Origin of the sequence: Neopusillimonas maritima (genome assembly GCF_003576595.1) — a bacterium.
GTDB lineage: Bacteria > Pseudomonadota > Gammaproteobacteria > Burkholderiales > Burkholderiaceae_B > Neopusillimonas > Neopusillimonas maritima.
The window spans coordinates 497,801-522,293 of the sequence record NZ_NQOU01000001.1 but is presented as its reverse complement, the minus strand read 5'-3'; the positions used below and the strand labels follow the sequence as shown (position 1 = coordinate 522,293).

21 protein-coding genes are annotated in these 24,493 nt (G+C 53.6%); 10 read left to right on the top strand and 11 right to left on the bottom strand.

Translation table 11 applies throughout. From position 1 onward, the window contains the following. Positions 1–144 precede the first annotated feature (144 nt). Together tsaB and CJO09_RS02565 are read left to right on the top strand one after the other, a co-directional pair. A complete protein-coding gene (tsaB, locus tag CJO09_RS02570; RefSeq protein ID WP_245961203.1) occupies positions 145–1,446 on the top strand; it encodes a tRNA (adenosine(37)-N6)-threonylcarbamoyltransferase complex dimerization subunit type 1 TsaB in 1,302 nt (433 codons plus the stop codon). After that, positions 1,443–2,282 carry a uracil-DNA glycosylase gene (locus CJO09_RS02565; RefSeq protein WP_119440945.1) on the top strand — a complete coding sequence of 280 codons (840 nt, stop codon included), beginning with the start codon at positions 1,443–1,445 and terminating at the stop codon, positions 2,280–2,282. Before tsaB ends, CJO09_RS02565 begins: the two co-directional genes overlap by 4 nt. A gap of 4 nt (positions 2,283–2,286) precedes the next feature. Here the strand turns inward: CJO09_RS02565 and lplT are convergent, their stop codons facing one another. Then, on the bottom strand, positions 2,287–3,591 hold the full coding sequence (gene lplT, locus CJO09_RS02560; protein WP_119440944.1) for a lysophospholipid transporter LplT: 1,305 nt from the start codon (positions 3,589–3,591) through the stop codon (positions 2,287–2,289). A gap of 194 nt (positions 3,592–3,785) precedes the next feature. Here lplT and smc point away from each other — a divergent pair, with 194 nt between their 5' ends. From smc to ligA, 3 genes are read left to right on the top strand one after another with little or no spacing between them, the layout of a single operon-like run. Continuing rightward, the gene (gene smc / locus CJO09_RS02555) at positions 3,786–7,313 is read left to right on the top strand and encodes a chromosome segregation protein SMC (protein WP_119441357.1); all 3,528 of its coding nucleotides are present in this window, start codon (positions 3,786–3,788) and stop codon (positions 7,311–7,313) included. A gap of 46 nt (positions 7,314–7,359) precedes the next feature. Next, entirely contained in the window at positions 7,360–8,391 is a 1,032-nt protein-coding gene (locus CJO09_RS02550; protein WP_119440943.1) for a cell division protein ZipA C-terminal FtsZ-binding domain-containing protein, read from the top strand. Then, entirely contained in the window at positions 8,388–10,430 is a 2,043-nt protein-coding gene (ligA, locus tag CJO09_RS02545) for an NAD-dependent DNA ligase LigA (RefSeq protein ID WP_119440942.1), read from the top strand. Before CJO09_RS02550 ends, ligA begins: the two co-directional genes overlap by 4 nt. A 45-nt stretch (positions 10,431–10,475) precedes the next feature. Here ligA and CJO09_RS02540 read toward each other — a convergent pair whose 3' ends face one another. Genes CJO09_RS02540 through msrB form a run of 4 tightly spaced genes read right to left on the bottom strand, consistent with a single transcriptional unit; the run spans position 10,476 to position 12,476 of the window. Beyond that, on the bottom strand, positions 10,476–11,252 hold the full coding sequence (locus tag CJO09_RS02540; protein WP_119440941.1) for a peptidylprolyl isomerase: 777 nt from the start codon (positions 11,250–11,252) through the stop codon (positions 10,476–10,478). A gap of 8 nt (positions 11,253–11,260) precedes the next feature. Continuing rightward, positions 11,261–11,545 (bottom strand): BolA family protein, encoded by a 285-nt coding sequence (locus CJO09_RS02535; protein ID WP_119440940.1) that lies wholly within the window; start codon positions 11,543–11,545, stop codon positions 11,261–11,263. Then, complete coding sequence (locus tag CJO09_RS02530; protein ID WP_119440939.1) at positions 11,542–12,084, bottom strand: septation protein A; 543 nt, start codon at positions 12,082–12,084, stop codon at positions 11,542–11,544. Before CJO09_RS02530 ends, CJO09_RS02535 begins: the two co-directional genes overlap by 4 nt. Further along, on the bottom strand, positions 12,081–12,476 hold the full coding sequence (msrB, locus tag CJO09_RS02525) for a peptide-methionine (R)-S-oxide reductase MsrB (RefSeq protein WP_119440938.1): 396 nt from the start codon (positions 12,474–12,476) through the stop codon (positions 12,081–12,083). Before msrB ends, CJO09_RS02530 begins: the two co-directional genes overlap by 4 nt. A gap of 222 nt (positions 12,477–12,698) precedes the next feature. Between msrB and CJO09_RS02520 the strand changes: the two genes are divergently transcribed. Genes CJO09_RS02520 through CJO09_RS02510 form a run of 3 tightly spaced genes read left to right on the top strand, consistent with a single transcriptional unit; the run spans position 12,699 to position 16,346 of the window. Further along, positions 12,699–13,736 (top strand): branched-chain amino acid ABC transporter permease, encoded by a 1,038-nt coding sequence (locus CJO09_RS02520; protein ID WP_119440937.1) that lies wholly within the window; start codon positions 12,699–12,701, stop codon positions 13,734–13,736. A gap of 4 nt (positions 13,737–13,740) precedes the next feature. Then, on the top strand, positions 13,741–15,585 hold the full coding sequence (locus CJO09_RS02515; protein ID WP_119440936.1) for a branched-chain amino acid ABC transporter ATP-binding protein/permease: 1,845 nt from the start codon (positions 13,741–13,743) through the stop codon (positions 15,583–15,585). Continuing rightward, entirely contained in the window at positions 15,582–16,346 is a 765-nt protein-coding gene (locus CJO09_RS02510; protein WP_119440935.1) for an ABC transporter ATP-binding protein, read from the top strand. The genes CJO09_RS02515 and CJO09_RS02510 overlap by 4 nt, the downstream gene beginning before the upstream one ends. Here the strand turns inward: CJO09_RS02510 and CJO09_RS02505 are convergent. The 6 genes from CJO09_RS02505 to fdxA all read right to left on the bottom strand — a co-directional run bounded on the left by CJO09_RS02505 (position 16,297) and on the right by fdxA (position 20,813). Beyond that, the gene (locus CJO09_RS02505) at positions 16,297–17,067 is read right to left on the bottom strand and encodes an ATP-binding cassette domain-containing protein (RefSeq protein WP_119440934.1); all 771 of its coding nucleotides are present in this window, start codon (positions 17,065–17,067) and stop codon (positions 16,297–16,299) included. The two genes, CJO09_RS02510 and CJO09_RS02505, sit on opposite strands and share 50 nt — an antisense overlap. A 92-nt stretch (positions 17,068–17,159) precedes the next feature. Continuing rightward, positions 17,160–17,804, bottom strand: a complete 645-nt coding sequence (gene nth / locus CJO09_RS02500) for an endonuclease III (RefSeq protein ID WP_119440933.1) — start codon at positions 17,802–17,804, stop codon at positions 17,160–17,162. Beyond that, the gene (locus tag CJO09_RS02495; RefSeq protein WP_119440932.1) at positions 17,801–18,436 is read right to left on the bottom strand and encodes an RnfABCDGE type electron transport complex subunit B; all 636 of its coding nucleotides are present in this window, start codon (positions 18,434–18,436) and stop codon (positions 17,801–17,803) included. Before CJO09_RS02495 ends, nth begins: the two co-directional genes overlap by 4 nt. Beyond that, entirely contained in the window at positions 18,433–19,665 is a 1,233-nt protein-coding gene (locus tag CJO09_RS02490; protein WP_119440931.1) for a polyhydroxyalkanoate depolymerase, read from the bottom strand. Before CJO09_RS02490 ends, CJO09_RS02495 begins: the two co-directional genes overlap by 4 nt. 35 nt (positions 19,666–19,700) lie before the next feature. Next, a complete protein-coding gene (locus tag CJO09_RS02485) occupies positions 19,701–20,486 on the bottom strand; it encodes a ferredoxin--NADP reductase (RefSeq protein ID WP_119440930.1) in 786 nt (261 codons plus the stop codon). Positions 20,487–20,489: 3 nt separating this feature from the next. Then, on the bottom strand, positions 20,490–20,813 hold the full coding sequence (fdxA, locus tag CJO09_RS02480) for a ferredoxin FdxA (protein ID WP_119440929.1): 324 nt from the start codon (positions 20,811–20,813) through the stop codon (positions 20,490–20,492). 187 nt (positions 20,814–21,000) lie between these two features. On the opposite strand from fdxA, the gene pncB reads away from it, so the two are divergent. After that, a complete protein-coding gene (gene pncB / locus CJO09_RS02475; protein ID WP_119440928.1) occupies positions 21,001–22,176 on the top strand; it encodes a nicotinate phosphoribosyltransferase in 1,176 nt (391 codons plus the stop codon). 14 nt (positions 22,177–22,190) lie between these two features. After that, complete coding sequence (locus CJO09_RS02470) at positions 22,191–24,452, top strand: RelA/SpoT family protein (protein WP_245961202.1); 2,262 nt, start codon at positions 22,191–22,193, stop codon at positions 24,450–24,452. The last annotated feature ends 41 nt before the right edge of the window (positions 24,453–24,493 follow it).

The window sequence follows — 24,493 nt, the reverse complement described above, 5'->3', positions numbered from 1 at the left end:
GGTCGAAAATGTAACAGGGACGGGCAAGCCCGTATAGTAGCCGGTAGCAAGATATTACATAATTTTCATTCTCTTTAAGCTTATCACCGCCTTGGCGTTTTTGGTAATTTTTTTAGCGCACCCGGCCGGCGTTGCGATCTCCCCATGGCACCTGGGCGCAACTGGCATAAAATGCCCGACATGGCCTTCAATCTGATTGCATTTGAAACATCTACAACAACCTGCAGCGTGGCGCTCTTGACCGAGCGTGACGGCACGCCGAAGGTTGTGTCCGCAAGTCACTCGTCGCAGGGGCATGCCGAACAGGTTTTGCCTTTGGCGGAGCGCTTGTTGAGTCAAGCCGGGTTAACGCGTGACGACCTGGACCTGGTGGTTTTCGGGCAAGGCCCTGGTGGGTTTACTGGTTTGCGGGTGGCGTGCGGGGTGGCGCAGGGAATGGCTTACGCGCTGGGGGTGTCGGTTGTGCCAGTGCCGACATTGCAGGCAATCGCGGCGTCTGCAGGCCCGGTCAGGGCGCCGGGAGTATGCCGCATCGTGGTTCAGGACGCCCGGATGGGCGAACTTTATGTCGCTGCCTACTGGCTCGCTTCAGGCACGCGGGAAACACAAGCAGCCTGGCAGGAAATTCAACCGTGTGTGCTGGTGGCGGCGGAAGATTTCAACTATTGGCTGGATCAACAAACCCGCGAGTGGACGCTGCCCGGTGCCATTGGTTATGTGGAAATGGTGGGCGATGGTATTCAAGCCCATCCGTCATTGCAGTTTACTGCAACAGTTATGGTCGCCGGTAACGCGCACCCCTTGCAATTGCTCTCGGGCATGCCTCTCGACGCAAAGTCCATTGCCTTGCAGGGGTTGCAGTTATTTCAGTCCGGTCACTTTATAACACCTGCCGAAGCTGCGCCGCTCTATGTGCGCGACAAAGTCGCGTTCACGACGCAAGAGAGAGAAAAAGGGCTGGGGGGGAATCCCAGGGTGCATGGCAAGTTGCGTATTGAACCCATGCGTCTGGAACATTTGGATGTGGTCGTTGATATCGAAGCAGCGGTGCAATCGTTCCCCTGGACGCGAGGCAATTTTGCCGACGCCCTGAACGCGGGCTATGGTGCCTGGGTCGCGCTTCAGCAAAACAAGGTAGTTGGCTTTAGTGTGGTTATGTTCGCGCCCGATGTGGCTCATTTGCTGGTTATTGCAGTGGCCCCCCAACTACAGCGTGGAGGCGTCGGCTACATGCTTTTACGCCATGCCGAACAGGCCGCACGCGACAAAGGCCTGGGTTCGATGTTGCTTGAGGTTCGCCAGTCCAATTCGAAAGCGTTGAATTTTTATCGTAATCGCGGCTTTCAGTCTTTAAGCGTCAGGAAAGGGTATTACCCCGCCGCGCGTGGCCAAAGGGAAGATGCTTTGGTTTTGCAAAAAGATTTGAGCGCGGCGGGGGCGTCATGACAAAGCCCGAACGATTTCACGTTTTAACGCCCCTGCAGATGGCATGGTTGCAGGAATTGGGTCTCGACCGACGCCTGTTGCAGGTTGCATTTGATGCGACACAGACAGATGCTGATAAAGATGCAGATTCCCCCCAGGGTTTGAAGGGGCAAGCGTCGACAAAGCCTGAATCAGAGCCGGCCAAGTTGTCAGGTCTGCCGATCAAACGGAAAAAGGTTCCCGCTGTTGTTGGGCATGCGATTTTGCCGGCAGATCTTGACTCCTTGAAAGCGGAGGCAGCCCGATGTACCCGTTGTGGTTTGCATGCCGGGCGTCATCAGGCCGTCTTTGGTAATGGCCAAACTGCATCACCCGATTGGATGGTCATTGGCGAAGCTCCGGGAGACCATGATGATCAGGTCGGACTGCCTTTTCAGGGAGCGGCGGGCAGGCTATTGCAGCTGATTTTTGAGGCTTCCGGTCTGGCTCCGCATGCTTCGTTCTATTATGCGAACGCAATAAAGTGTCGGCCTCGCGGGGGGCGTGTTCCCAGGAAAGAAGAAATAGAGGCTTGTTTGCCGTTTTTGCAGGCACAAATTGAGCAGATTCAACCCCGGGCCATTCTGGTGTTGGGCTGGTTGGCTGCCGAGGCGTTGCTGCAGGAAAAGGGCGATATTGAACAATTACGTGAGCGCGTGCACACCTATACCGCGCCGCACGGACGAATTCCCGTGGTGGTTACTTATCACCCCGCCGCGTTACTGTTGCGTGGTCGACACAAGGCCCAGGTTTGGCGGGATATGCAATTGGCGCGACAGCTTAAGGACAGCGCCCCCGAAAGCCAGACGAACAAGTAACGCGTTAGTGCAACGCCTGGCCGTGACCATGTTGCCCGATTTGGTCTTTTAAAGAGGGGTCGCGTTTCTGGTTAAGGTAATGCCAACGTGCGAAAACAATCATCAACAGGGCAACCAGCAGGCCAAAAATAACAATAATGATATTGATGGGTAAATTAAGCCACAGCAGTAAACTGTAAATGCCCAGCATCAACAGAATGTTCAATTGTTCATTGAAGTTTTGCACTGCAATCGAGTGCCCCGCCGAAAGGAGCACGTGTCCCCGATGCTGCAACATGGCATTCATGGGGACAACGAAAAACCCCGACAAAGCGCCAATTAAAATCAATAACGCATAAACAGCCCAAGGGGAGTACACCACGGGCATGAGCAGCACGACAAACCCCATGATCACGCCAAGCGGCAATACCGAGAAGGCTTTTTTAAGCGGTACGCGCCCGGCAAATACGGCCCCTATTACGGTGCCGACAGCGGCAACGCCCATCAGTATCGAAGCCTGATCCAGGCGGTAGCCTAAATGTTGCGCCCCCCACTCAATAAGAATCAGCTGCAGTGTTGCGCCGGCGCCCCAAAATAATGTGGTTACAGCTAACGATATTTGTCCTAGTTTGTCGCTCCACAGCGTTTTAACGTAATAACTGAATTCGCGTACAAGTTTGAGGGGGTGCGTTTGTTGTTTGGGGTAACTAATATTGGTGTTTGGAATCAGAAGGTTGCAGGCCGCCGCCATGAAATACACAAGGCCAATCACAAAAATGGCTGCTTCACCCCGGCTTTCGACTACGCTGCCAATAACGGGGTTTGCCAACAAAACGGCGGAAACATTTGGGTTAATAAGTATGCCGCCCAGTACCGTGCCGAAAATAATGCTAAGCACCGTCAGGCCTTCAATCCAGCTATTGCCTTTAACCAATTGGTCGGGGGGAAGCATTTCAGTCACGATGCCGTATTTTGCCGGCGAATAAGCGGCTGCGCCCACGCCAACCAGCGTGTAAGCGCAGAAAATAAGCGCAAGCTGGCCGCCAACTTCAAAACCGAGGCTCTGATAGCTGAACATAATGATGCAGCCTGTAACCTTTACGGCATTGGTGGCAAACATGACTTTCCCTTTCGGGAACGAATCGGCGAAGGCGCCTACAAAAGCTGCCAATACAACGTAGGAAAGTGCGAACCACCATTTCATCATCGGGGCCATCCAGTCGGGGCCCTGAAGATCAACAATAATTGCGATGGCGGCAATCAGTAATGCGTTATCAGCCAGCGACGAGAGCGCCTGGGCCGCCATGACCAGATAAAAACCTTTTTTCAATCTAAACGCCCCAGTTGCGGGTTAGAGTGCCGGGTAGCCGGAAACCATGCTTGGTGTGCATTTTAAGGAACTTTTAAGCTATGTGAGAAAGTTTGGATACAGAGTATAGCGCCCGACTGAGGCGCTTTGTCCTGGGGTATCATACAAACGATAAAATTCGACCTTCCCGTAATCGTTTTGAAGACTTTTGCATTGTGCGTCTAACTCAAATCAAGCTCGCTGGTTTCAAGTCGTTTGTTGAGCCCACGGTCATCCCAACGCCCAGTCAACTGGTCGGGGTGGTGGGCCCCAACGGTTGTGGCAAGTCGAATATTATCGATGCAGTGCGCTGGGTGCTTGGTGAAACCCGAGCGTCGGAATTGCGTGGAGAATCCATGCAAGACGTCATTTTTAATGGGTCAGGTCAGCGTAAAGCCTCTGCAAGGGCGTCGGTGGAGCTGGTTTTCGACAATAGCGATGGGCGCGCGTCGGGGCAATGGAGCACGTATGCTGAAATTGCCGTACGTCGCGTGCTGACGCGTGATGGAACCAGCAGCTATTACGTTAATAATCAGCAAGTTCGCCGTCGCGACATTCACGACATTTTTTTGGGGACGGGTTTAGGTACGCGTGGCTACGCCATTATTGGCCAGGGCATGATTAACCGTCTCATCGAAGCGCGCCCCGAAGATCTTCGTGTTTATCTCGAAGAGGCGGCGGGGGTTTCCCGCTATAAAGAGCGTCGTCGTGAAACTGAAAATCGCTTGGCGGATACCCGTGAAAATCTAAGTCGGGTTGAGGATATTCTGCGAGAGCTCGATACCCAACTTGAGAAGCTTGAGGCTCAGGCGGAAGTGGCGACACGCTATCGCCGGTTGCAGGAAGAAGGCGAACACAAACAGCATGCATTGTGGTTGTTGAAAGAAGAGGGTGCGCGTAACGATCAGAAAACGAAATTCGTTGCGATTGAAAAAGCACAAACCGAACTTGAGGCGGCGGCGGCCGGTTTAAGACGGATTGAATCTGAGCTTGAGTCGCGTCGGCAGGCACATTATGCGGCCGGTGACCGTGTGCACGCGGCCCAGGGCAAATTGTACGAGGCGGGGGCGCAAGTCAGTCGTCTTGAGGCTGAAATTCGCCATGTTGTGGATTCCCGCGCAAGAGTGCAGGCACGTCGCACGCATTTGGAAACCCAGCAACAGGAATGGCAGGCGCAGCAAATGCACTGTGAAGAGCAAATCGCCGGCTCTGAAGTTGCTCTGGAGGAAGCGGCCGCGCAAACGGAGGAGCTCAGACTTCAGGTCGACGACGCTTGCGCGGCCTTGCCGGGTATTGAAGAGCGGGTGCGTTCGGCCGGCGCCGCCCGTGACGACATGCGTTCGGGTTTATCACGCATTGAACAGGATTTGGCTTTGGCGGCTCAATCCCAGCGTGATGCTGATCGTCAGCTTGACGCGTTGATGGTACGCCGGGAGCGTCTGGAAGCCACGTTGCGCTCACTTGACGCGCCCGACCCCGAGCGTATTGACCAATTGGCGGGCGACATGGAAATGTTGTCGGGTCAGCAAGAAGAGGCTCAAGCGCGTTTACTGGAACTAGAAGAACGTCTGCCAGAGCTGGATGAAGGGCGGCGCGACGCCCAACGTAGTTCTCACGAGGAAGCGGCCGCGCTGGCACGCCTTGAGGCGCGTTTAACCGCTTTGGAAAAATTGCAGCAAGATGTCCAAACGCAAGGCAAACTTCAACCTTGGCTTGAAAAGCATGGGTTGGCGAATATGTCGCGGTTGTGGCAACACTTAGGCATCGACTCCGGCTGGGAGCCGGCGCTGGAGGCCGCGCTGGGAGATGTCATGGGTGCGCTCGAAATGCGGCGGCTCGAAATGGCTCAGGCGTTTGTTAACGACCCTCCTCCCTCGAAGTTAGCGTTTTATCAACATCCTATCGCCGGTAAACCACCGGCAAATCATGCGTCGTTAACACCATTGTCTCGTTTGTTGCGTGTCAATAGCGCCGATCTGCGCAGCTTGCTGGAGCATTGGCTGGCCCATGTTTATACCGCCGACTCGATAGAGCAAGCCATGCGTTTGCGTAGCGACTTACCCAACGGTCAAGGGTATTTTGTCGTGCCGTCAGGGCATATTATTGATGCTCACAGCATTCGCTACTATGCGCCGGATACCGATCAGGCGGGCATGCTGGCGCGGCAGAAGGAAATCGCTAATCTGCAAAAGGAAATAAAGGCGCGCCAATTGATGGCCGATCAGGCCGTCGCAGCAGTGGCCCGCGCGGAGGCCGCCTGGAAAGAGGCGGGCCAGGCGCTGCCTCCGGCACGTACACGGCTGGCGGAAATGACGCGCCGCTTGCACGATATACAACTTGAACATTCCCGGCTCGTTCAGCTTGCCGAACAGTCGGGCCAGCGTGCCAACCAGATTCGCGACGAGTTAACCGAGATTGCAACTCAAACGGAAACCTTGAAAGGCATTCGCGAAGAAGCCGAAATGCGTTTTCAGGCGCTGGATGAGTCGTTGGCGGAGCAACAAGGCCGTTACGAGGATGCGCAATTGTCGGGGGAGGCGCTTGCCAATGAGGCGGAACAAGCGCGCCGGCGCGTGCGTGAACTTGAGCGCCGGGTACAGGAATCCGAGTTTGCAGAACGTACCTTGCAAACACGTATCGACGATTTGCGCCGCAATTTCAGTCTGGCGCGGGAGCAGGGTAGCAAAGCCGTCGACGAACTGGCCTCGCTGCAAAATGAATTGGCGGAACTGGATGCTTCGGCGGCCCAGGCTGGGTTGCAAGATGCATTGGAACAACGCGCTGCTTGTGAGGAGGTGTTAGGCCAAGCTCGAATCGAACTCGATAATCTGGCCGCCGGGCTGCGTGAAGCCGATGAAAGGCGGCTGGAAAATGAGCGTCAGTTGGAGCCGCTGCGGTCAAAAATTACCGAATTGCAGTTGCAGGAGCAGGCGGCAAGACTGGCTGTTGAGCAGTTTTCAGAGCAGCTCGATGCTCAGCAGGTTGATCGCGATACGTTACGACGTTTTCTTGAAGAGCAGGCTGACTCATGGCAGCGCGTGGGTTGGCTGCAATCCGAAGTCCAGCGTATTTCGCGCGAGGTAGAGGGCTTAGGCGCGGTAAATCTGGCGGCGCTTGAAGAGCTGGGGCAGGCGCGCGAGCGTAAATCATATCTGGATTCCCAGCATACCGACTTATGTAATGCAATTGAAACGCTGGAAGATGCAATCCGCAAAATTGATCGGGAAACCCGCGCGTTGTTGCAGGAAACATTCGACACCGTCAATCATCATTTTGGTGAGCTGTTTCCAAAATTGTTTGGTGGTGGTGAAGCCAAGCTGATTATCACCGGCGAAGAAATTCTTGATGCCGGCGTACAGGTAATGGCGCAGCCTCCGGGCAAGCGAAACAGCACAATTCATTTGTTGTCGGGGGGAGAAAAAGCCTTAACCGCAACAGCATTGGTTTTTGCACTGTTTAAACTTAACCCGGCGCCGTTTTGTTTGCTCGACGAGGTTGATGCCCCATTGGATGATGCCAACACCGAACGTTATGCGAGCCTTGTCACCAATATGAGTGAGCAAACCCAGTTTTTGTTTATCTCACATAACAAAATTGCCATGCAGATGGCACGGCAATTAATTGGTGTCACAATGCAGGAGCAGGGCGTTTCGCGTATTGTTGCAGTCGATATCGAGTCTGCCATGCAATTGGCGGAAGCGTAATTGAATACACTATGAAAACCATGAAACCGCTAAGCGGAGTGCGTACATGAGCGATTTGCAGATCGGGCTGGTTGCCCTGGGGGTTGTCCTGATTTTTGCCGTGCTGGTTTTTAACTGGTGGCAAGACAGGCGTGTACGTCGGCATATGCAGGAAAATTTTCCGCAAACTGATGAAGATCCGTTGTTCGGAGGCCTGCCGCCAACCGTTGGCCGTCGCGAGCCGGGTCTGGGTGAAAGTCTTGACGTGGCTGCTGAAAGTGAGTCGGGTGGTGATGATGTCGAAGAGGTTGATCCCTTGTGTGAGGCGGTAATTGATGTTGTCTTCGCACAACCGGTATCCGGTGCCCAATTGAAAGACGCAACTCGAACTTTGGCGGTCAGTAGCAGCAAGCCGGTACGTATTTTTGCAGAAACTACCACTGGTGTTCATCGCGCCGGTTTACCTGCAGAGGAGTCGTGTGTGTCAATCCAATTGGCGATTTTGCTCGCCAACCGTGCCGGCCCGCTCACTGATGTCGAGTGGTCCCGTCTTTGGACCGCGGCTCAGGGCTTGGCCGAACGATTTGATGGCTCCGTCGAAGGGCCCGAGCAAGATGAAGTTGTAAGTCGTGCTGAGCGGCTGGACGAGCTTTGTGCCAACCTGGATGCCCAGGTGGGCTTGGTGGTTCAACTCAACGGCGCGCAACCTCTTGGCAAAGTATGCTCGGTTGTGGAAGACGCCGGTTTCGTGATGCTGGTTAATCAGTATGTTTGGGTGGCGGAGTCCGGGCAGGCCCGCTTCGCGCTTATGTTTGATGGTGAAGCGGCTGCGGGCTTCAAGGGTGCGAGCGTCTCGCGTCTTGATTTGCTGCTTGATATTCCGAACAGTCCCAGTGATAGTCAAGCATTCAGCAGAATGGCAGGAGTGGGGCGTGACCTGGCTCAGCGTTTCCAGGCTCAGTTGGTGGATGACCAGGGGCGCCCCGTTACTGAGTCGGCCGACGCACGTATCGATGAGCAGCTTACGCCACTTTATGAGCGCTTGGAGCAAGCCGGGTTTACGCCGGGTGATGAGCGTACGGCAAGGTTGTTTTCGTGACCGGTTCATTGTTTGATATTTCGGAAGCGGTGCTCAAGAAGGTCGCCCGGTTGCGCGACGATATCGCGTTGCATAACCATCGGTATTACGTTTTGGACGCCCCTGTGATTTCCGATGCACAGTACGACCGGCTGATGCAAGAGCTGGCTGACCTTGAGGCACAGTATCCCGAATTGGTTACACCCGAGTCACCCACCCAGCGCGTCGGCGCAGCACCGCTGGATGCTTTTGATAGTGTGCGACACAAAGTGCCGATGTTATCGCTGGGTAATGGTTTTGACCCAGACGATATCCAGGCGTTCGACCGTCGCGTGACGGACGGTCTGCTGGGCAGCGGTTTGTTGAAAGACGGCGAGCATGTGGCTTATCACGCCGAATATAAGTTCGATGGGCTGGCCGTGAACTTGCGTTACGAGGCGGGCAGACTTGTGCAGGCAGCGACACGGGGCGATGGTCAGGAAGGGGAGGACATCACTTCCAATATTCGCACGCTGCGCTCTGTGCCCCTGCAGTTGAAGCAGGGCTATCCCAGTGTGCTCGAAGTGCGTGGCGAGGTGTTCATCAATATTCGCGACTTTCAGCGTCTGAACGAAAGCCAGCAAGCACGTGGCGAGAAAATTTTTGTGAACCCGCGCAACGCAGCTGCCGGCAGTTTAAGGCAGCTCGATCCCCGGATTACCGCCCGCCGCCCATTGCGTTTTTTTGCTTATGGGTGGGGTGAAATCGACGCCGACTTGTGTGCCACGCAAGCTGAGATGCTCGACTGGTTCGATAAACTGGGCTTGCCGGTTAATCGTGACCGCGAAGTGGTTAAAGGTGCGCAAGGCATGTTGGATTTTTACGGTAACGTCGGGCAACGGCGCTCTTCTTTACCCTTCGATATCGACGGCGTCGTGTATAAGGTGAATTCGCTTGAGGCTCAGGAGGTGCTTGGTTTCGTAGCACGTGCCCCGCGTTTTGCCATTGCCCACAAGTTCCCCGCCCAAGAAGAAACGACCGTGTTGTTGGGGATCGATATTCAGGTTGGGAGAACGGGCGCGATTACACCTGTTGCCCGTCTGAAACCGGTTTTTGTGGGCGGGGTAACCGTAACGAACGCCACGTTGCATAACGAAGACGAAATTCGCCGCAAAGATGTGCGTATCGGCGATACGGTGATTGTCCGGAGAGCCGGCGATGTCATTCCCGAGGTGGTTGGTCCGGTGCCTGAGTTGCGGCCGGAGAGCGCCGCTTTTTTCGTGATGCCGAAACAGTGTCCTGTTTGTGGGTCGACAATTCATCGGCTTGAGGGGGAGGCCGTCTCCCGTTGCACGGGTGGGCTTTTTTGTGCAGCACAACGTAAACAAAGCCTGATACACGCCGCGGGCAGAAAAGCGCTTGATATTGAAGGTTTGGGCGAAAAACTGGTTGATCAACTGGTCGACAGCGGGCGCGTAAAGTCCATTGCCGATTTGTTTTCATTGCGCGTTGAAGAGTTGTTGAACTACGAGCGAATGGGCCGCAAGTCGGCCGAAAATCTTGTGAAGGCAATTGATGCTGCGCGTGCGCCGGCTTTGGGGCGTTTGGTGTTCGCGTTAGGTATCCGGCATGTTGGTGAAACGACGGCACGTGATCTGGCTCGCCATTTTGGTTCGCTACAGGCCATTATGCATGCCGATGAAGACGCGCTCATGACGGTTCCTGATGTCGGGCCGGTTGTGGCGCATTCCGTTCTGGAGTTCTTCGCCGAAGCTCACAATCGCGATATTGTGCATTTATTGGAGCAGGCCGGTGTACAGGCCAAGGTGGAAAGCGAGCCAAATCGCCAGTTGCTGGCCGGTAAGACTTTTGTATTAACGGGTACGCTTCCGTCCTTAACGCGCGATGAAGCCACGCGCATGATTATGGCTGCCGGTGGAAAAGTAAGTGGGTCTGTTTCAAAGAAAACCGCGTATGTGGTTGCCGGCGACGAGGCAGGCAGCAAATTGACCAAGGCTCAAGAACTTGGGGTTGCGGTTCTGGATGAGCAAGGCTTAAGGGAGCTGCTGGCTCAGGCCTGACTTCGCCTGAGCGCAGCTTAACCCTTTTTTACTGTGTTTCAAGCCCTATTGGATCTTGGCTTTTTCCATTAACTCTTCCTGGTATTGCGACAGTTTTTCCTGTTGCAGCATTTCCTGTAACTGGGGTTTAACTTCAGCCAGCGCAGGGAAAGTAACCGGCCGGATATCTTCCACTTCAATAATATGCCAGCCAAATTGCGATTGCACCGGGTCGCTGGTGCGTTGCCCTTTTTCCATGCTTTCAACAGCCTGGGCAAATGGCGGTACATAGCTACTGGTGGTCGACCAGCCTAAATCACCGCCTTGGCTGCCTGTTCCTTTGTCGATTGAGTGTTCCTTGGCAGCATTTTCAAAACTTATTTCGTTCGCTTCGATTTGGGCGAGAAGGTCGCGGGCGGCCTGTTCTTCCTCAACCAGAATGTGACGGATTTTGTATTCTTTGCGATCAGACTGGGCTTTCTTGATAGCCTCATATTCTTCTTCAATCTGTTTATCCGTTACAGGGTTTTCTTCGAGATAGTTTTCCATAAGTGCGCGAACCAGAATACCTTGGCGGGCCAGTTCCAGTTCCTGGCGCACTTCCGGTTCCTTGTCGATGCCGGCGCGCTCAGCCGCTTGCACGGCAACCAGACGGCCGATCATTTCTTGTTTTACCTGTTCGCGCAGTTCCGGGGAGTCTTTCGCGCCCTGGCTGACCAGCAAACTGATAAATTGGTCGAGCTGGTCTTGGGTAATGGCTTTGCCATTGATTGTGGCCACATTTTGGGCGTACAGCGGAGCGGAAATGGCAAAAGCAGCAGCGAACATAACAAGTTTCTTCATACACATCCTTAAGCGTTGGCTGTGGCCACAATGGCCAAAGCATGAATGGGAAAGGGGATAAGATCCTGGACCTGATCATACACGAGGCGATGACGGGCAAGAGGACGCAGCCCGTTGAACTGTGGGCTGCTGATGATGACGCGTAAATGACTGGCCCCGGTTTCTGCACCGGCATGACCCGCATGCAAGTGCGACTCATCAATAATTTCAAGAGTTGACGGCGCGAGCGTTTGCAAGCGCTCGCGAATCAGTTGGATACGGTCTTGGATTTGAGAGGATTCGGGTTGACTCATGGGGTGTCTTTCATGTGGCGGCTAAGCCAAATAGATTGCACAACAACAAAAACCAGCAATAAAGCCATCAGGCCGAAAACCTTGAAATTGACCCATTGCGACTCTGAAAATTGGCCTGAAAATGCAACGTAAAGATTCAGGGCGCCGGAGCAAATAAAAAATGTTGCCCAACTTATGTTGAGTTTGTCCCAAACAGCAGACGGAAGTTCAATTTGCGCCCCCATGAGTTTTTGCATAAGGTTGCGCTTGAACAAATATCGGCCTCCCAGCAAGACGACGCCGAAGATCCAATAGAGAACCGTGGGTTTCCATTTGATGAAGGCATCGTTCTGCAACAGTAGCGTGGCGCCACCGAACAGAACGATCACGGTGAGGTTGATCCAGTGAGTGGCTTCAATTGTTTTTGCCATCACTTTTAACCAAACAAACTGGCCGATGGCCGCTACGATGGCTACGCCGGTTGCCAAGTAGATGTCGGCATACCGGTAGGCGATAAAAAACAGGATCAGAGGGAACAGGTCGAACAGCAGTTTTTTCATTTTTCCGGTTCGAATTTTAATGAGAGGGAGTTGATGCAGTAGCGCAGGCCCGTTGGCGGTGGGCCGTCGGGAAATACATGGCCAAGATGTGAATCGCACACTTTGCAGATGACCTCGGTACGAAGCATGCCGTGCGACGTATCCGTCTCTTCCAGAATCAGTTCGGGATTGATTGGGGCAAAATAGCTCGGCCAGCCGCATCCCGCGTCAAACTTGGTATCGGAAGCAAACAGAGGTGTGCCGCAACCCACGCATCGATAGATTCCCGCTTCGGTTGTGTTCCAATATCGGCCTGTGAAGGCACGTTCCGTGCCTTTTTCGCGGGTAACATAGTATTCTTCGGGCGTAAGTTGCGCCCGCCATTCGGTTTCCGACTTGCGAATTTTTTCCATTCTGAGCCTTTTAGTACCAGTAACATCGATGCAACGTGAACTCTAATGTTAAACGACTTTGATAAAGACAACAGGGAAACCCCGTAAAGACACTGCGTGATGAATTAGGCATAATTCTTTAGGTTTAGAAAGTAAGCTGGTTTGCGAATATTAGGTGCACGCTGTTTCATGAGCGACTTTTCTACGTCAAGACACTTTGTTGTCTTTTTTTTGGTGTTGTAGATGGACTCAACAATTTTTCTTATTTTGCTCCAAGACGGGGTTCTGAATGGTGCAGTGTATGCGCTGCTTGGGCTCGCGCTGGTGCTGGTTTTTGCCGTTACCCGGGTTATTTTCATTCCCCAGGGCGAGTTTGTGGCCTACGGGGCGCTTACATTGGCGTTCATGGTGAATGGGCAAATTCCCGGTACCGTAGCCATGTTGCTTATTGCGGGGGTGGTGACATTCCTGATGCAGCTCTTGTCGGCGGCGCGCAATAAAGACTGGTCGACACTGCCCCGGGCGGCCCTTGGCTCGCTGGTGCTGCCCATTGCATTATATTTATTGGCGCCCTATGTCATTAGCGAAACAACGCCGCTCTGGTTGAATGTCGTGTTTGCGCTGGCGCTGGTCATTCCGTTGGGTCCGATGATCTATCGCATTGCCTACCAGCCAGTGGCGGAAGCCAGTGTATTGGTTTTGCTCATTATCTCCGTTGCGGTTCATTTCGCCATGTTGGGCCTGGGTCTTGTGTTTTTCGGTGCCGAAGGGTGGCGTACTCCAGCCTTCCTGGAAGGTGAGGTGTCCATGGGGGTTATTTCCTGGTCGGCACAAACCTTCTTCGTATTGGGCACGGCAGCGGTCCTCATCATTGCATTGTGGCTGTTTTTCGGTAAAACCCTGTATGGTCGTGCGTTGCGGGCAACAGCCGTGAATCGGCGCGGAGCGCGCCTCATGGGGATTAGCACCAATATGTCGGGCAGTCTTACATTCACGCTTGCAGCGGCGATTGGCGCGTTGTCCGGCATGCTCATTGCACCGGTAACCACCATTTATTACGACACCGGCTTTTTGATTGGCCTTAAGGGTTTTGTCGCCGCCATTATCGGTGGTTTGGTCAGCTACCCCGTTACTGCCGTCGGTGCGCTTTTTGTCGGTATTCTCGAGGCATTTTCATCGTTCTGGGCCAGTGCTTACAAAGAGGTTATTGTGTTTACACTGATCATTCCTGTGCTGTTGTGGCGTTCGTTCGGCACTCATCATCACGACGACGAGGATTAATGCCATGAACCGACTCATACTTATTCTCTTCGTTGTTTTTATGGCGTTTGTGCCGCAATGGTCGGCCACCCCGGAATTCTGGGTCACGCAGTTGAATTACATTGGCCTCGCCTCTTTGGTCGTTTTAGGGCTTGTGCTGCTTACGGGTGTGGGCGGGTTAACGTCTTTCGGTCAGGCGGCTTTTGTGGGTCTGGGTGCTTACACCACCGCTTACCTCACCACGGCAGCTGGCTGGTCTCCCTGGCTGGCGCTTATCATCGGCTTGGTACTGACGCTGGTCGTTGCTTATGTGCTTGGTGCCATTACGTTGCGCTTGTCAGGGCACTATTTGCCGTTGGGCACCATTGCCTGGGGTTTGTCGCTTTATTACCTGTTCGGGAACATGGCGTTTTTGGGCCAGTACGACGGGATTGCAGGCATTCAGCCCGTTAATGTGTTTGGCCTCTCGCTGGACAGCGGACGCGAAATTTTCTATTTGATCTGGGTCTGCGTACTGTTGGCCATGTGGGGTACGTATAACCTGCTGAGCTCCCGCCCGGGGCGAGCCATTCGTGCCCTCAAGAGTGGTTCGGTTATGGCCGAGTCTTTCGGCATCAACATGGCATCGTACAAAATTATTATTTTTGTTTATGCCGCTTTGTTGGCTTGTCTTTCGGGATGGTTGTATGCACATATGCAGCGTGCGGTTAGCCCGAGTCCTTTCGGTTTGAACTACGGTATTGAGTATTTGTTCATGGCCGTGGTAGGGGGGAGCAGCAGTGTTTGGGGTGCTATCGTTGGTTCCGGAGCTATCCTCACACTGAAAGACCAAATTCAGAATGTCCTGCCTGCTATTCTCGACACGACTGCGAACTTCGAGCTGGTTGTGTTTGGGGTTCTGATGGTGTTGGTGCTGCAATATGCGCGCGATGGCATATGGCCATTGATTGCGTCTGCGTGGAATAGTGTTACTGGGCAAGGCGCAACCCGCCGCATGGCGCCGCCGCCCAAGGCGGAGCAACTGCCGCAACGCACTCGGCCCGAGCAAGGCAAGTTGGTGCTTGAGGTTGAAGGTGCCCGCAAAGAGTTCGGGGGGTTGGTTGCTGTTAACGACATCAGTTTCAAACTGAAGGCCGGCGAAATCATGGGTCTGATCGGCCCTAACGGTGCGGGTAAAAGCACGACGTTTAATCTAATAACAGGCGTTTTGCCGGTTACCAGCGGGGCGGTCAATTTTATGGGCCATCAGCTTGAAAAGCTGCGTTCACGCGAAATTGCAAAACTGGGCGTCGGCCGTACGTTTCAGCATGTTCAGTTACTGCCTACCATGACCGTCCTCGAAAACGTGGCAATTGGTGCGCATTTGCGCCGCAACGTGGGGGTGGTGTCGGCCACGCTACATACCGAACGCAAGAGTGAAGCCGAGCTACTTCACGAAGCGGCTGTTCAGCTTGAGCGTGTGGGCCTGGGCGATCACCTGTATGAAGAGGCCGGCAATCTGGCGCTGGGGCAACAACGTATTCTCGAAATTGCGCGTGCTTTGGCGGCGGACCCCGTGTTGCTGCTGCTCGATGAGCCTGCGGCGGGCCTGCGTTACAAAGAAAAGCAGGAGTTGGCGAAAGTGCTGGATCAACTGCGTAACGAGGGCATGAGTATTCTCTTGGTTGAGCACGATATGGATTTCGTGATGAACCTTACCGATCATTTGGTGGTAATGGACTTCGGTACCAAAATTGCTGAGGGTCGTCCCGAAGAAATCCAGAAGAACCCGGCAGTGCTTGAGGCGTACCTGGGGGGCATTGAAGAAGGGCTTGATCTGGACGACGGTGTCGATGGACACGCGTCGGCAACGGCAGGGGGTGTGGCATGAGTGCAACGGAAAATCTGGTCTTGCAGGTGAACAGCCTTACATCACAGTATGGCAAGGTGACTGCTCTGAATGAGGCGAGTATCAAAGTGGCCCAAGGTCATATTGTTACCGTAATCGGGGGCAACGGCGCGGGTAAGTCGACCTTGCTGAACTCGCTTATGGGTTCCTTGCCCAGTAATGGACACTGCACGGGGGAAGTGCGTTATCGCGACCGTGATATTTCCGGTTGGCAGGTTGAACAAAGGGTGGCGCATGGCATTTCCCTTGTTCCTGAAACGCGCGAATTATTCGGCAGTATGTCTGTTGAAGACAATCTGTTATTGGGTGGCTTTCGTCTTTACCGCGCCGGCAAAACGGGCTGGAAAGATAAAATCGATGAGGTTTACGAGCTTTTTCCCCGCTTGAAGGAGCGTCGCATACAGCATGCCGGCACGCTTTCCGGCGGTGAACGGCAAATGCTTGCAGTGGGGCGCGCGCTAATGGCGCAACCGGAATTGCTGATGCTTGACGAGCCTAGCCTTGGTCTGGCGCCGCGGATTGTGCGTGAAATTTTTCAAATTATCGCGCGGTTGCGGCAGACTGGCGTTTCGATTTTGCTGGTCGAGCAAAACGCCCGTGCTGCCTTGCAGGTGGCTGATTACGGCTATGTGCTGGAAACAGGCGAAGTGATTCTTGAGGGGCCGGCCAAAGAGCTTAGCGACAATCCGCGTGTTATCGAGAGCTATCTGGGGCTGGGGAACAAGAAGGCTGAAGCGGCATAGGGGATGCGGCTGGCGGGGGCGCAGGTGGTGTTTCCAGCTCGTCCCAGGAAGGCGCCGGTGAAAAACTATTCAGTAGCTGCCCATTTTTAATGACGTGAAAATAGTCGGTAACCTGGGCGGCAGCCCCCGGTTGATGATCCGCCATGACAATGGTGTAGCCCTGTGTTTTCAGTGTGCTAATGGCGTGGCTGAGAATGTGAGCAATATTGGGCGTAATGCTGTCACTGATTTCGTCGAGCAACAGTATGTTGGTTCCCTGCCGCAATACTTTTGCAACAGCAAGTAATTGCCTTTCAGGCGTTGATAAATGTGCCACGGGGTGATGCCGGAAATGTCGTAAAAGCGGCATGAGTTCGTAAATGCCCGCCAATGACATCCCCCCGCCCAGTGTCTCCGTTGCCTGCATTGGTTTGAGCAGGTTTTCTTCGCAGCTTAGGTCTTCGGCAAGCGTGTGTTCGTCGGGCCCGTAACTTATACCTAAATGGGCGATTTTCTGTGGGGGCATATGAATGGACTCAACACCGTTGACTTTCACTGAACCGGTTCTGGTGCCCGTTAGGCCGAGAAGTGAGCGAAGCGTGGTTGTACGGCCGGAGCCATTGTCGCCGAGTAAACCAATAACCTGGCCGGGCATGACGGTAAGATCGATGCCTTTGAGGACGTGGGTATGGTCGTCGTACCACGCATTCAGGTTTTTGATTTCGAGGGCAGGGTGCGCCATGCAACCCCCTTATGATTGCTTGTGAAATACAGAACAGTGTTCAGCCAGACGTCAGTATGACGGGACTCGAACCAAAAGCAAATGAGGGTTTGTCATAGCGGGACAATCCCTGATTTTTCTTTGTATTCACATAAATCGTTAATGCCGCATTGCCTGCATTTGGGTTTACGTGCCAGACATACGTAGCGACCATGCAAAATCAGCCAATGATGTGCGTCCAGCTTGTATTCCTGCGGAACTATCTTTTCCAGTTTTCTTTCAACATCCAGCACCGTTTTGCCCTGGGCCAGGCGTGTGCGGTTGGCGACACGGAAAATATGCGTATCAACTGCGATAGTGGGATGACCAAAGGCCGTGTTGAGTACGACATTAGCCGTTTTTCGGCCTACTCCGGGCAGCGCTTCAAGTGCCGCGCGATCTTCAGGCACTTGGCCCTTGTGTTGTTCCAAAAGGATCCGGCACGTTTTGATCACATTTTCAGCTTTGGTTCGATAAAGCCCAATTGATTTGATTTTTTCAGTTAGGCCTTTCAGCCCCAGAGACAAAATACCTTCGGGTGTTCCGAACTCAGGAAAGAAACGGGCGGTGGCAAGATTGACTGATTTGTCGGTTGCTTGCGCCGATAGGATGACGGCAATCAGTAACTGGAAATGAGTGTCATACTCCAGTTCGGTGGTGGGGGTGGGATTGGCGGCTTGCAAGCGGGCAAAGATAGCTTTGCGTTTTTGTTGATTCACGCTGTTTCGCCCCGGCGTCTGGCCCGTGCACGTGCCAAGGCATCAGCAATAGTTTTTTTGCGGGCTTCTGCATCATTGTTGGCAGAAGCGGTTAGTGCAGCCTTGTTGCTGAGCGTGCGTGCAGCCAGTGGTTGGTCTTCAGGATGCTTGCGTTTTAGCCGCGCTTCGCGACGCCGGGTGTTTGTACGTGCTTTGTCGGCATCTTCGGCAGTCCATTCCCGCTCAGCCGGAACCATATTAATACAGTCTACCGGGCATGGGGCGACGCAAAGTTTGCATCCCGTACAGGAGTCGGGTAGGACGGTGTGCATCAGTTTTGAAGCGCCCACAATGGCGTCGGTTGGGCAAGCCTGGATGCACAGGGTGCAACCAATGCAGTGCGCCTCGTCGATTTGGGCCACTTGCAGTGGTTCGGGCTGCCCGCAGTTTGTGTCCAGTGTGGTAACAGCGCGGTTCAACAAGCGAGACAACGCCTCAATGCCGGCGTCCCCACCAGGGGGGCATCGATTGATGGGTGCATGCTCGGTGACAATGGCTTGCGCATAGGGCAGGCAGCCGTTGTACCCGCATTGCGTGCATTGCGTTTGCGGCAAAATTGCATCGACTTGTTCAACAAGCGCGTTCTGGTTCATGAAGCTGGGCGTGCATTGGCAATGAATTGAGCCAGTTCCGGATAAATAACATTCCTCCAGCGCCGGCCGGAAAATATACCGTAATGCCCTGAACCCGCTGCGGTGTAACGATGTTTGTGCTTGGCGGGAATGGCGGTGCACAGTTCATGTGCGGCATGCGTTTGACCTTGTCCGGAAATATCGTCGAGTTCGCCCTCAATGGTTAACAAGTGGACGCCCTTGATTTTTCCCGGATCAACACGCTCTCCTTGTACATCCCAGCACCCACGCGGCAGAAGGTGTTGTTGGAATACGATATCGATTGTGTCCAGATAGAACTCAGCCGGCATGTCGAGAACGGCGTTATATTCATCGTAGAAACGACGGTGCGACTCAGCGTCGTCATCGTCACCCTTGACCAAGTCCAGATAGAAATCGTAATGCGATTCCATGTGGCGATCCGGATTCATGGCGATAAACCCTGCATGCTGCAGAAAGCCGGGGTAAACCCGACGGCCGGCACCGGGGTATTTGGCCGGAACGCGATGAATCAGGTTGTTTTCGAACCAGGAGTGTGACTGCGTTGTGGCAAGACGGTTAACTTGCGTGGGAGATTCCCGCGCATCGATTGGGCCGCCCATAAGGGTCATGCTAACCGGCAGGCATGGGTCACTGTCCGCAGCCATAAGCGACACTGCGCCCAGTACGGGAACAGTGGGTTGGCATACCGACACCACATGTGCGCCGGGCCCCAGGTAATGCAGGAAATCACGAATATAGTTTACGTAATCATGTAAATGAAAAGGGCCGTCGCGCAGCGAGACCATGCGGGCATCGATCCAATCGGTAATGTATACCTCATGCGCAGGTAAAAACGACTTTACTGTGTCTCTTAACAGCGTGGCGTGATGTCCGGATAAGGGCGCAACCAGTAGCACGGTTGGCAGGTTTCGGTCGGCTGGTTCCTGACGCTTGAAATGGATGAGCTTGCAAAACGGGCGTTCTTTGACGCTTTGTGGTTCTACCGGAATTTTTTTTCCGTCGATGACCGTGTGGTCAATGTCCCATTCTGGCTTCTCATACGCCTTGCCCAATCGGTGCATGAGCTCGTATGTTGCGGCAATATGGCGCGAAACCGGCGTGTACGATAGGGGGCTGTATGGGTGGGTAAACAGTTGCGAGCCCTGACCGGTAAAGGAAACGAGCGGCATGAGAAAAGTGCGTTGCAATTCGTGTAGGTCGTAAAGCATTGCGAGTGGTTTCCTTTTTGTGACAGGGTATGGGTTTACCAGTAATTTTCAACAGCAAGATTGCCCGGGTTGCCGCGTCGGCCGACGGCAAAGCCTTTTTTCTTCAGTATGGCGCGGGCGTCGGCCAGCATTTCAGGGTTTCCGCAAAGCATGATTTTGTTGCGGTCAGGGTCTAACGGGCAGTGTGCCAGTTTTTCAAGCTCGCCATTCTCGATAAGCGTGGTAATGCGTTCCTGTGGAACGCCGGGTATGGATTCACGGGTTGGGATGGCAAGGTAGACAAACGTTGCCGGCAAGGCTTGCGTGCCGCTATTAGCCTGCCACTGGCGTATTTCTTCGCTGTAAGCAAGTTCGTCTTTGGTGCGTACGCCGTGGATCAGGATGATTTGATCGAACGCGGCCCATGTGGCGGGATCGTTCAGCATCGACAGGTACGCCGACAGCCCGGTTCCAGTGGCGATCATCCACAGCGTACCACCCGGTTCAAAGCGGTCGGCCGTTAAAAAGCCGAAAACCGTGTTGTCGATGTAAATGGTGTCGCCCGGATTCAGGGCGGCCAAACGAGGGCTGAACTCACCTTCGGGTACGACAATGGAATAAAACTCCAGTGGTGTCTGGTCAGGCCCATTCACCATTGAATACGCCCGCCAGATTGAAGGTTCGGTGTCTGTTTCGATTTTGTTCGATAGCCCAAGACGTGCGTATTGGCCACCTTTGAACTTGAAGTTGTCTGGGCGGCTTACCTTGATGGATAGCAACTTTCCCGGTACCCACTCACGAACTTGTAAAACTTTCTGGCGTGTGTATTTCTGTTCAGTCATGCCCTATCTTTCCAGATACTGTTCTTTACCTTCAACCCCATTCCATTCATCGGCGTCGGGCAAGCCGCCTTTCGAGCGGTTTATGGGCCCGAATTCCGGGGAAAGATCTGCATTGATCTGGATAAAGCGAACCTGGTCGGCAGGAACATCTTCTTCCGCGAAAATGGCGTTGGCCGGGCACTCAGGTACACACACCGCGCAGTCGATGCATTCGTCGGGGTCGATAACGAGAAAATTAGGCCCTTCCCGGAAGCAGTCGACAGGGCAGACGTCGACACAATCAGTGTACTTACATTTAATACAGTTTTCGGTAACCATGTGGGTCATTCAGAGACTCCGGCAAAAATGACATTCAGGTTTGTGACGACTACCTTGCGCGACCGCAATGTGAGATGCCAGGTTAAACATTACAATGCCTGTTTTGATACATTGGGTAAAACCCCTTACGGTCATTTTACCTAATAATGATTCAATTACCCGGAAGGCAACCCGCGTAGGCAGCGCAAGCGAACACATGATCATTACATCACTTTTGGATACCGACCTATATAAATTCACCATGATGCAAGTGGTTTTGCATCATTTTCCTGCTGCGCAGGTGGAGTATCGGTATAAATGTCGCACGCCCAACGTCAATTTGGCGCCTTATCTCGATGAAATCCGTGAAGAGGTGCATGCCTTGTGTCAATTGGAATTTACCGAGGATGAACTCGATTATTTGCGCGGGCTGCGGTTTATTAAAAGTGATTTTGTTGATTTTCTCGGGTTGTTTCATTTGCCCGAAAAATGTATTCATATTGATCATGGCGAGCTTCCCGGCGAAATCGCCATTTCCGTGAAGGGGTCGTGGCTGCACACCATTCTGTTCGAAATACCTGTTCTGGCCATTGTGAATGAAGTATTTTTTCGCAATACCTGCAAAGAACCCGGCTGGGATGAAGGGCGCCGCCGGCTACGCAAGAAAATGAACCTCGTGATAGATGATCCGGCACTGGCGGATTTCCGCGTTGCAGAGTACGGCACGCGTCGCCGGTTTTCCAAACAATGGCACGATGAAGTGGTGGAAACGATGCACGCTCAAATGGGCGCGCATTTCGCCGGGACGAGCAATATATTTCTGGCGCGAAAGCATGGCGTGACCCCTTTGGGTACCATGGGGCACGAGTATCTGCAGGCGTGCCAGGCATTAGGGCCGCGTTTGCGCGACTCACAGGTTTTTGCGCTTGAGACCTGGGCGAAGGAATACCGGGGCGACTTGGGGATTGCGTTGTCTGACGTATATGGTATGGACGCTTTCCTGCGCGATTTCGATATGTATTTCTGCAAATTGTTCGACGGTGCGCGTCATGATTCCGGCGACCCTTTCCAGTGGGGTGAACGCCTGCTGGCGCATTACGTCGCCAATCGGGTCGATCCACGAACCAAAACGTTGGTTTTTTCCGACGCATTAACTTTTCCGCGCGCTATTGAGTTGGCCAAGCAGTTTTCGGGTCGTTGTAAAGTATCGTTTGGAATTGGTACCAATCTGACTAACGATCTGGGTCATGAACCACTGCAAATTGTGATGAAAATGGTGCGTTGCAATGGGCAGCCTGTTGCCAAAGTGTCCGACGCACCCGAAAAAACAATGTGTGATGACCCAGCCTACTTGGCTTATTTGCGGCAGGTGTTTCAATTGCCGCCTGTTTGAGCATGAGGTGAAGCGTGACGTCTGAGTCTGGTGATAACGCTGGGCTGCAAGCGCCATTCAACGCTGTTTGGCTGGCACAAGCAGCCGAAGGTCTTGATCCCCCGGGGCATGCGCTGCTGGTTCAGGCCGTGCGCACCGCCCAACCTTTGCTTGAAGGGCAGCGTGCAAGCACTGGTGAGCCACTGGATACGCATGCCGCGGCCGTAGTTTGTATCCTGGCGGAAATGAAAGCCGATGCGGCGACGCGTGCAAGTGCAGTGCTTGCATCTATTTCGTCGGAAGACGCTTTTTTAACGGGGCGTAAAGATCCACTGGTAAAAAAATTTGGCAGCGAGATCGCGTCTTTGGTTCAGGGAGCCCGAAAGCTGCTTGGTATGAGCAGGATGGCCAGGCTTAATACTGATGACCCACGAACCGGTGTAGATCAAAGAGAACTGCAGCGCAAAATGTTGCTTGCCATGGCGGCCGATTTGCGAATCGTTCTGTTGCGCCTGGCTTCCCGGTTGCAAACGTTGCGTTGGTTCGCTAGTTCCAAAACAGTATGTCCTCCGAATCTGGCCCAGGAAACCATGGAGCTGTATGCGCCGTTGGCCAACCGCCTTGGAATTTGGCAGTTAAAGTGGGAAATTGAAGATCTGGCTTTTCGTTTTTTGCAGCCTGAAACGTACAAAATGATTGCCAAGGAGCTGGAGGAGAAGCGGGTTGAGCGCGAGCAGTTTATTGACCGGGTCGTAAGCCGGCTTAGGCAGGCTTTGAAAGACGAGGGGGTGCAGGCCGATGTGTCGGGGCGTCCCAAACACATTTACAGCATCTGGAACAAGATGCGCAACAAACAGTTGTCTTTCGGGCAACTGTATGATTTGCGTGCATTGCGGGTGATTGTGAATGATGAGCGCGATTGTTATGCAGCACTTGCCCTCGTGCATTCCATGTGGAGTCCGATCAGCGAAGAATTTGATGATTACATTTCGAGGCCCAAGCCGAATGGTTACCGGTCTTTGCATACGGTTGTTGCAGATGCCGATGGCAAGCCGTTTGAAGTGCAGATTCGCACCCACGAGATGCATCAATTTGCGGAATACGGTATGGCCGCGCATTGGCGTTATAAAGAGGCGGGACCCAAAGGTGGAACGCAGGTTGCCGCCTCGGAGTACGATCGTAAAGTGGCCTGGATGCGTCAGCTATTGTCCTGGGGCAAAGCCGACGATGCGTCCCCACAAGAGGCGTCGCCAGAGAAAAGTTCGACTGCAAGTGCTGCAAAACCTGCGGCAGATGAGCGAATCTACGTTTTAACGCCGCAGGCGCGTGTTATTGAGTTGCCGGCCGGCGCGACACCGGTTGATTTTGCTTATGCGCTGCATACTGATTTGGGCCATCGCTGCCGCGGCGCCCGGGTGGATGGCCAGATGGTGCCACTGCTGACAAATCTGCAAACTGGCCAAACCGTTGAAATCATCACGGCAAAGTCGGGGGGGCCGTCGCGTGATTGGCTGAACACGCAACTGGGTTATCTGGCCAGCAACCGTTCTCGCGCCAAGGTTCGGGCCTGGTTTAATGCCATTGAGCTGCAGGAACGTATCGCTCAGGGGCATGCGCTGGTTGAGCGGGAGTTGCAGCGACTTGGCAAAACTGCTGTCAACCAGGAGCAATTGGCAGACCAATTGGGTTTCGCCCGTGCTGATGATCTGTATGTTGCGGTGGCGAAAGATGAATTCAGCCTGCGCCATATTGATCAACATTTTCGTCAGGAACGTGATGGGAGCGTAAGCGAAACCACACCTGTTGGCCCGGAACGACTTCAATTGGAAGGCACGGCGGATAACGTTACCCGGTCGGGTAAGAGCGGTGTACTGGTTGTGGGCGTTGATTCACTCATGACACAGTTGGCACGCTGTTGCCGCCCGGCTCCACCCGATGATATTCGCGGGTTCGTTACAAGAGGGCGCGGTGTATCGATTCACCGGTCCGACTGCCAGGCCTTCTCGGCACTCGCCATCAAGCACCCGGAGCGTATTATTGAGGTGAGTTGGGGCGACACCCAGGATCGCGTTTATCCGGTTACCGTCAGTATTCATGCTCCGGATCGCCTGAATCTTTTGAGAGACATTACCGATGTTTTCGGTCGTCTTCGTTTAAATGTAATTGGTGTCAATACGCAAAGCCGTCGTTCGTTGGCTCATATGATTTTTACCGTTGAAGTGCAAAATGGTGATCAAATCACACGCGCGTTGACCGCCCTGAATGAAATTCCAGGCTTTAGCGCGACCCGCTTGTAACTGCGTGGGTTCCGCGAGAAAGTTCGGTCGCTGTTAAAATG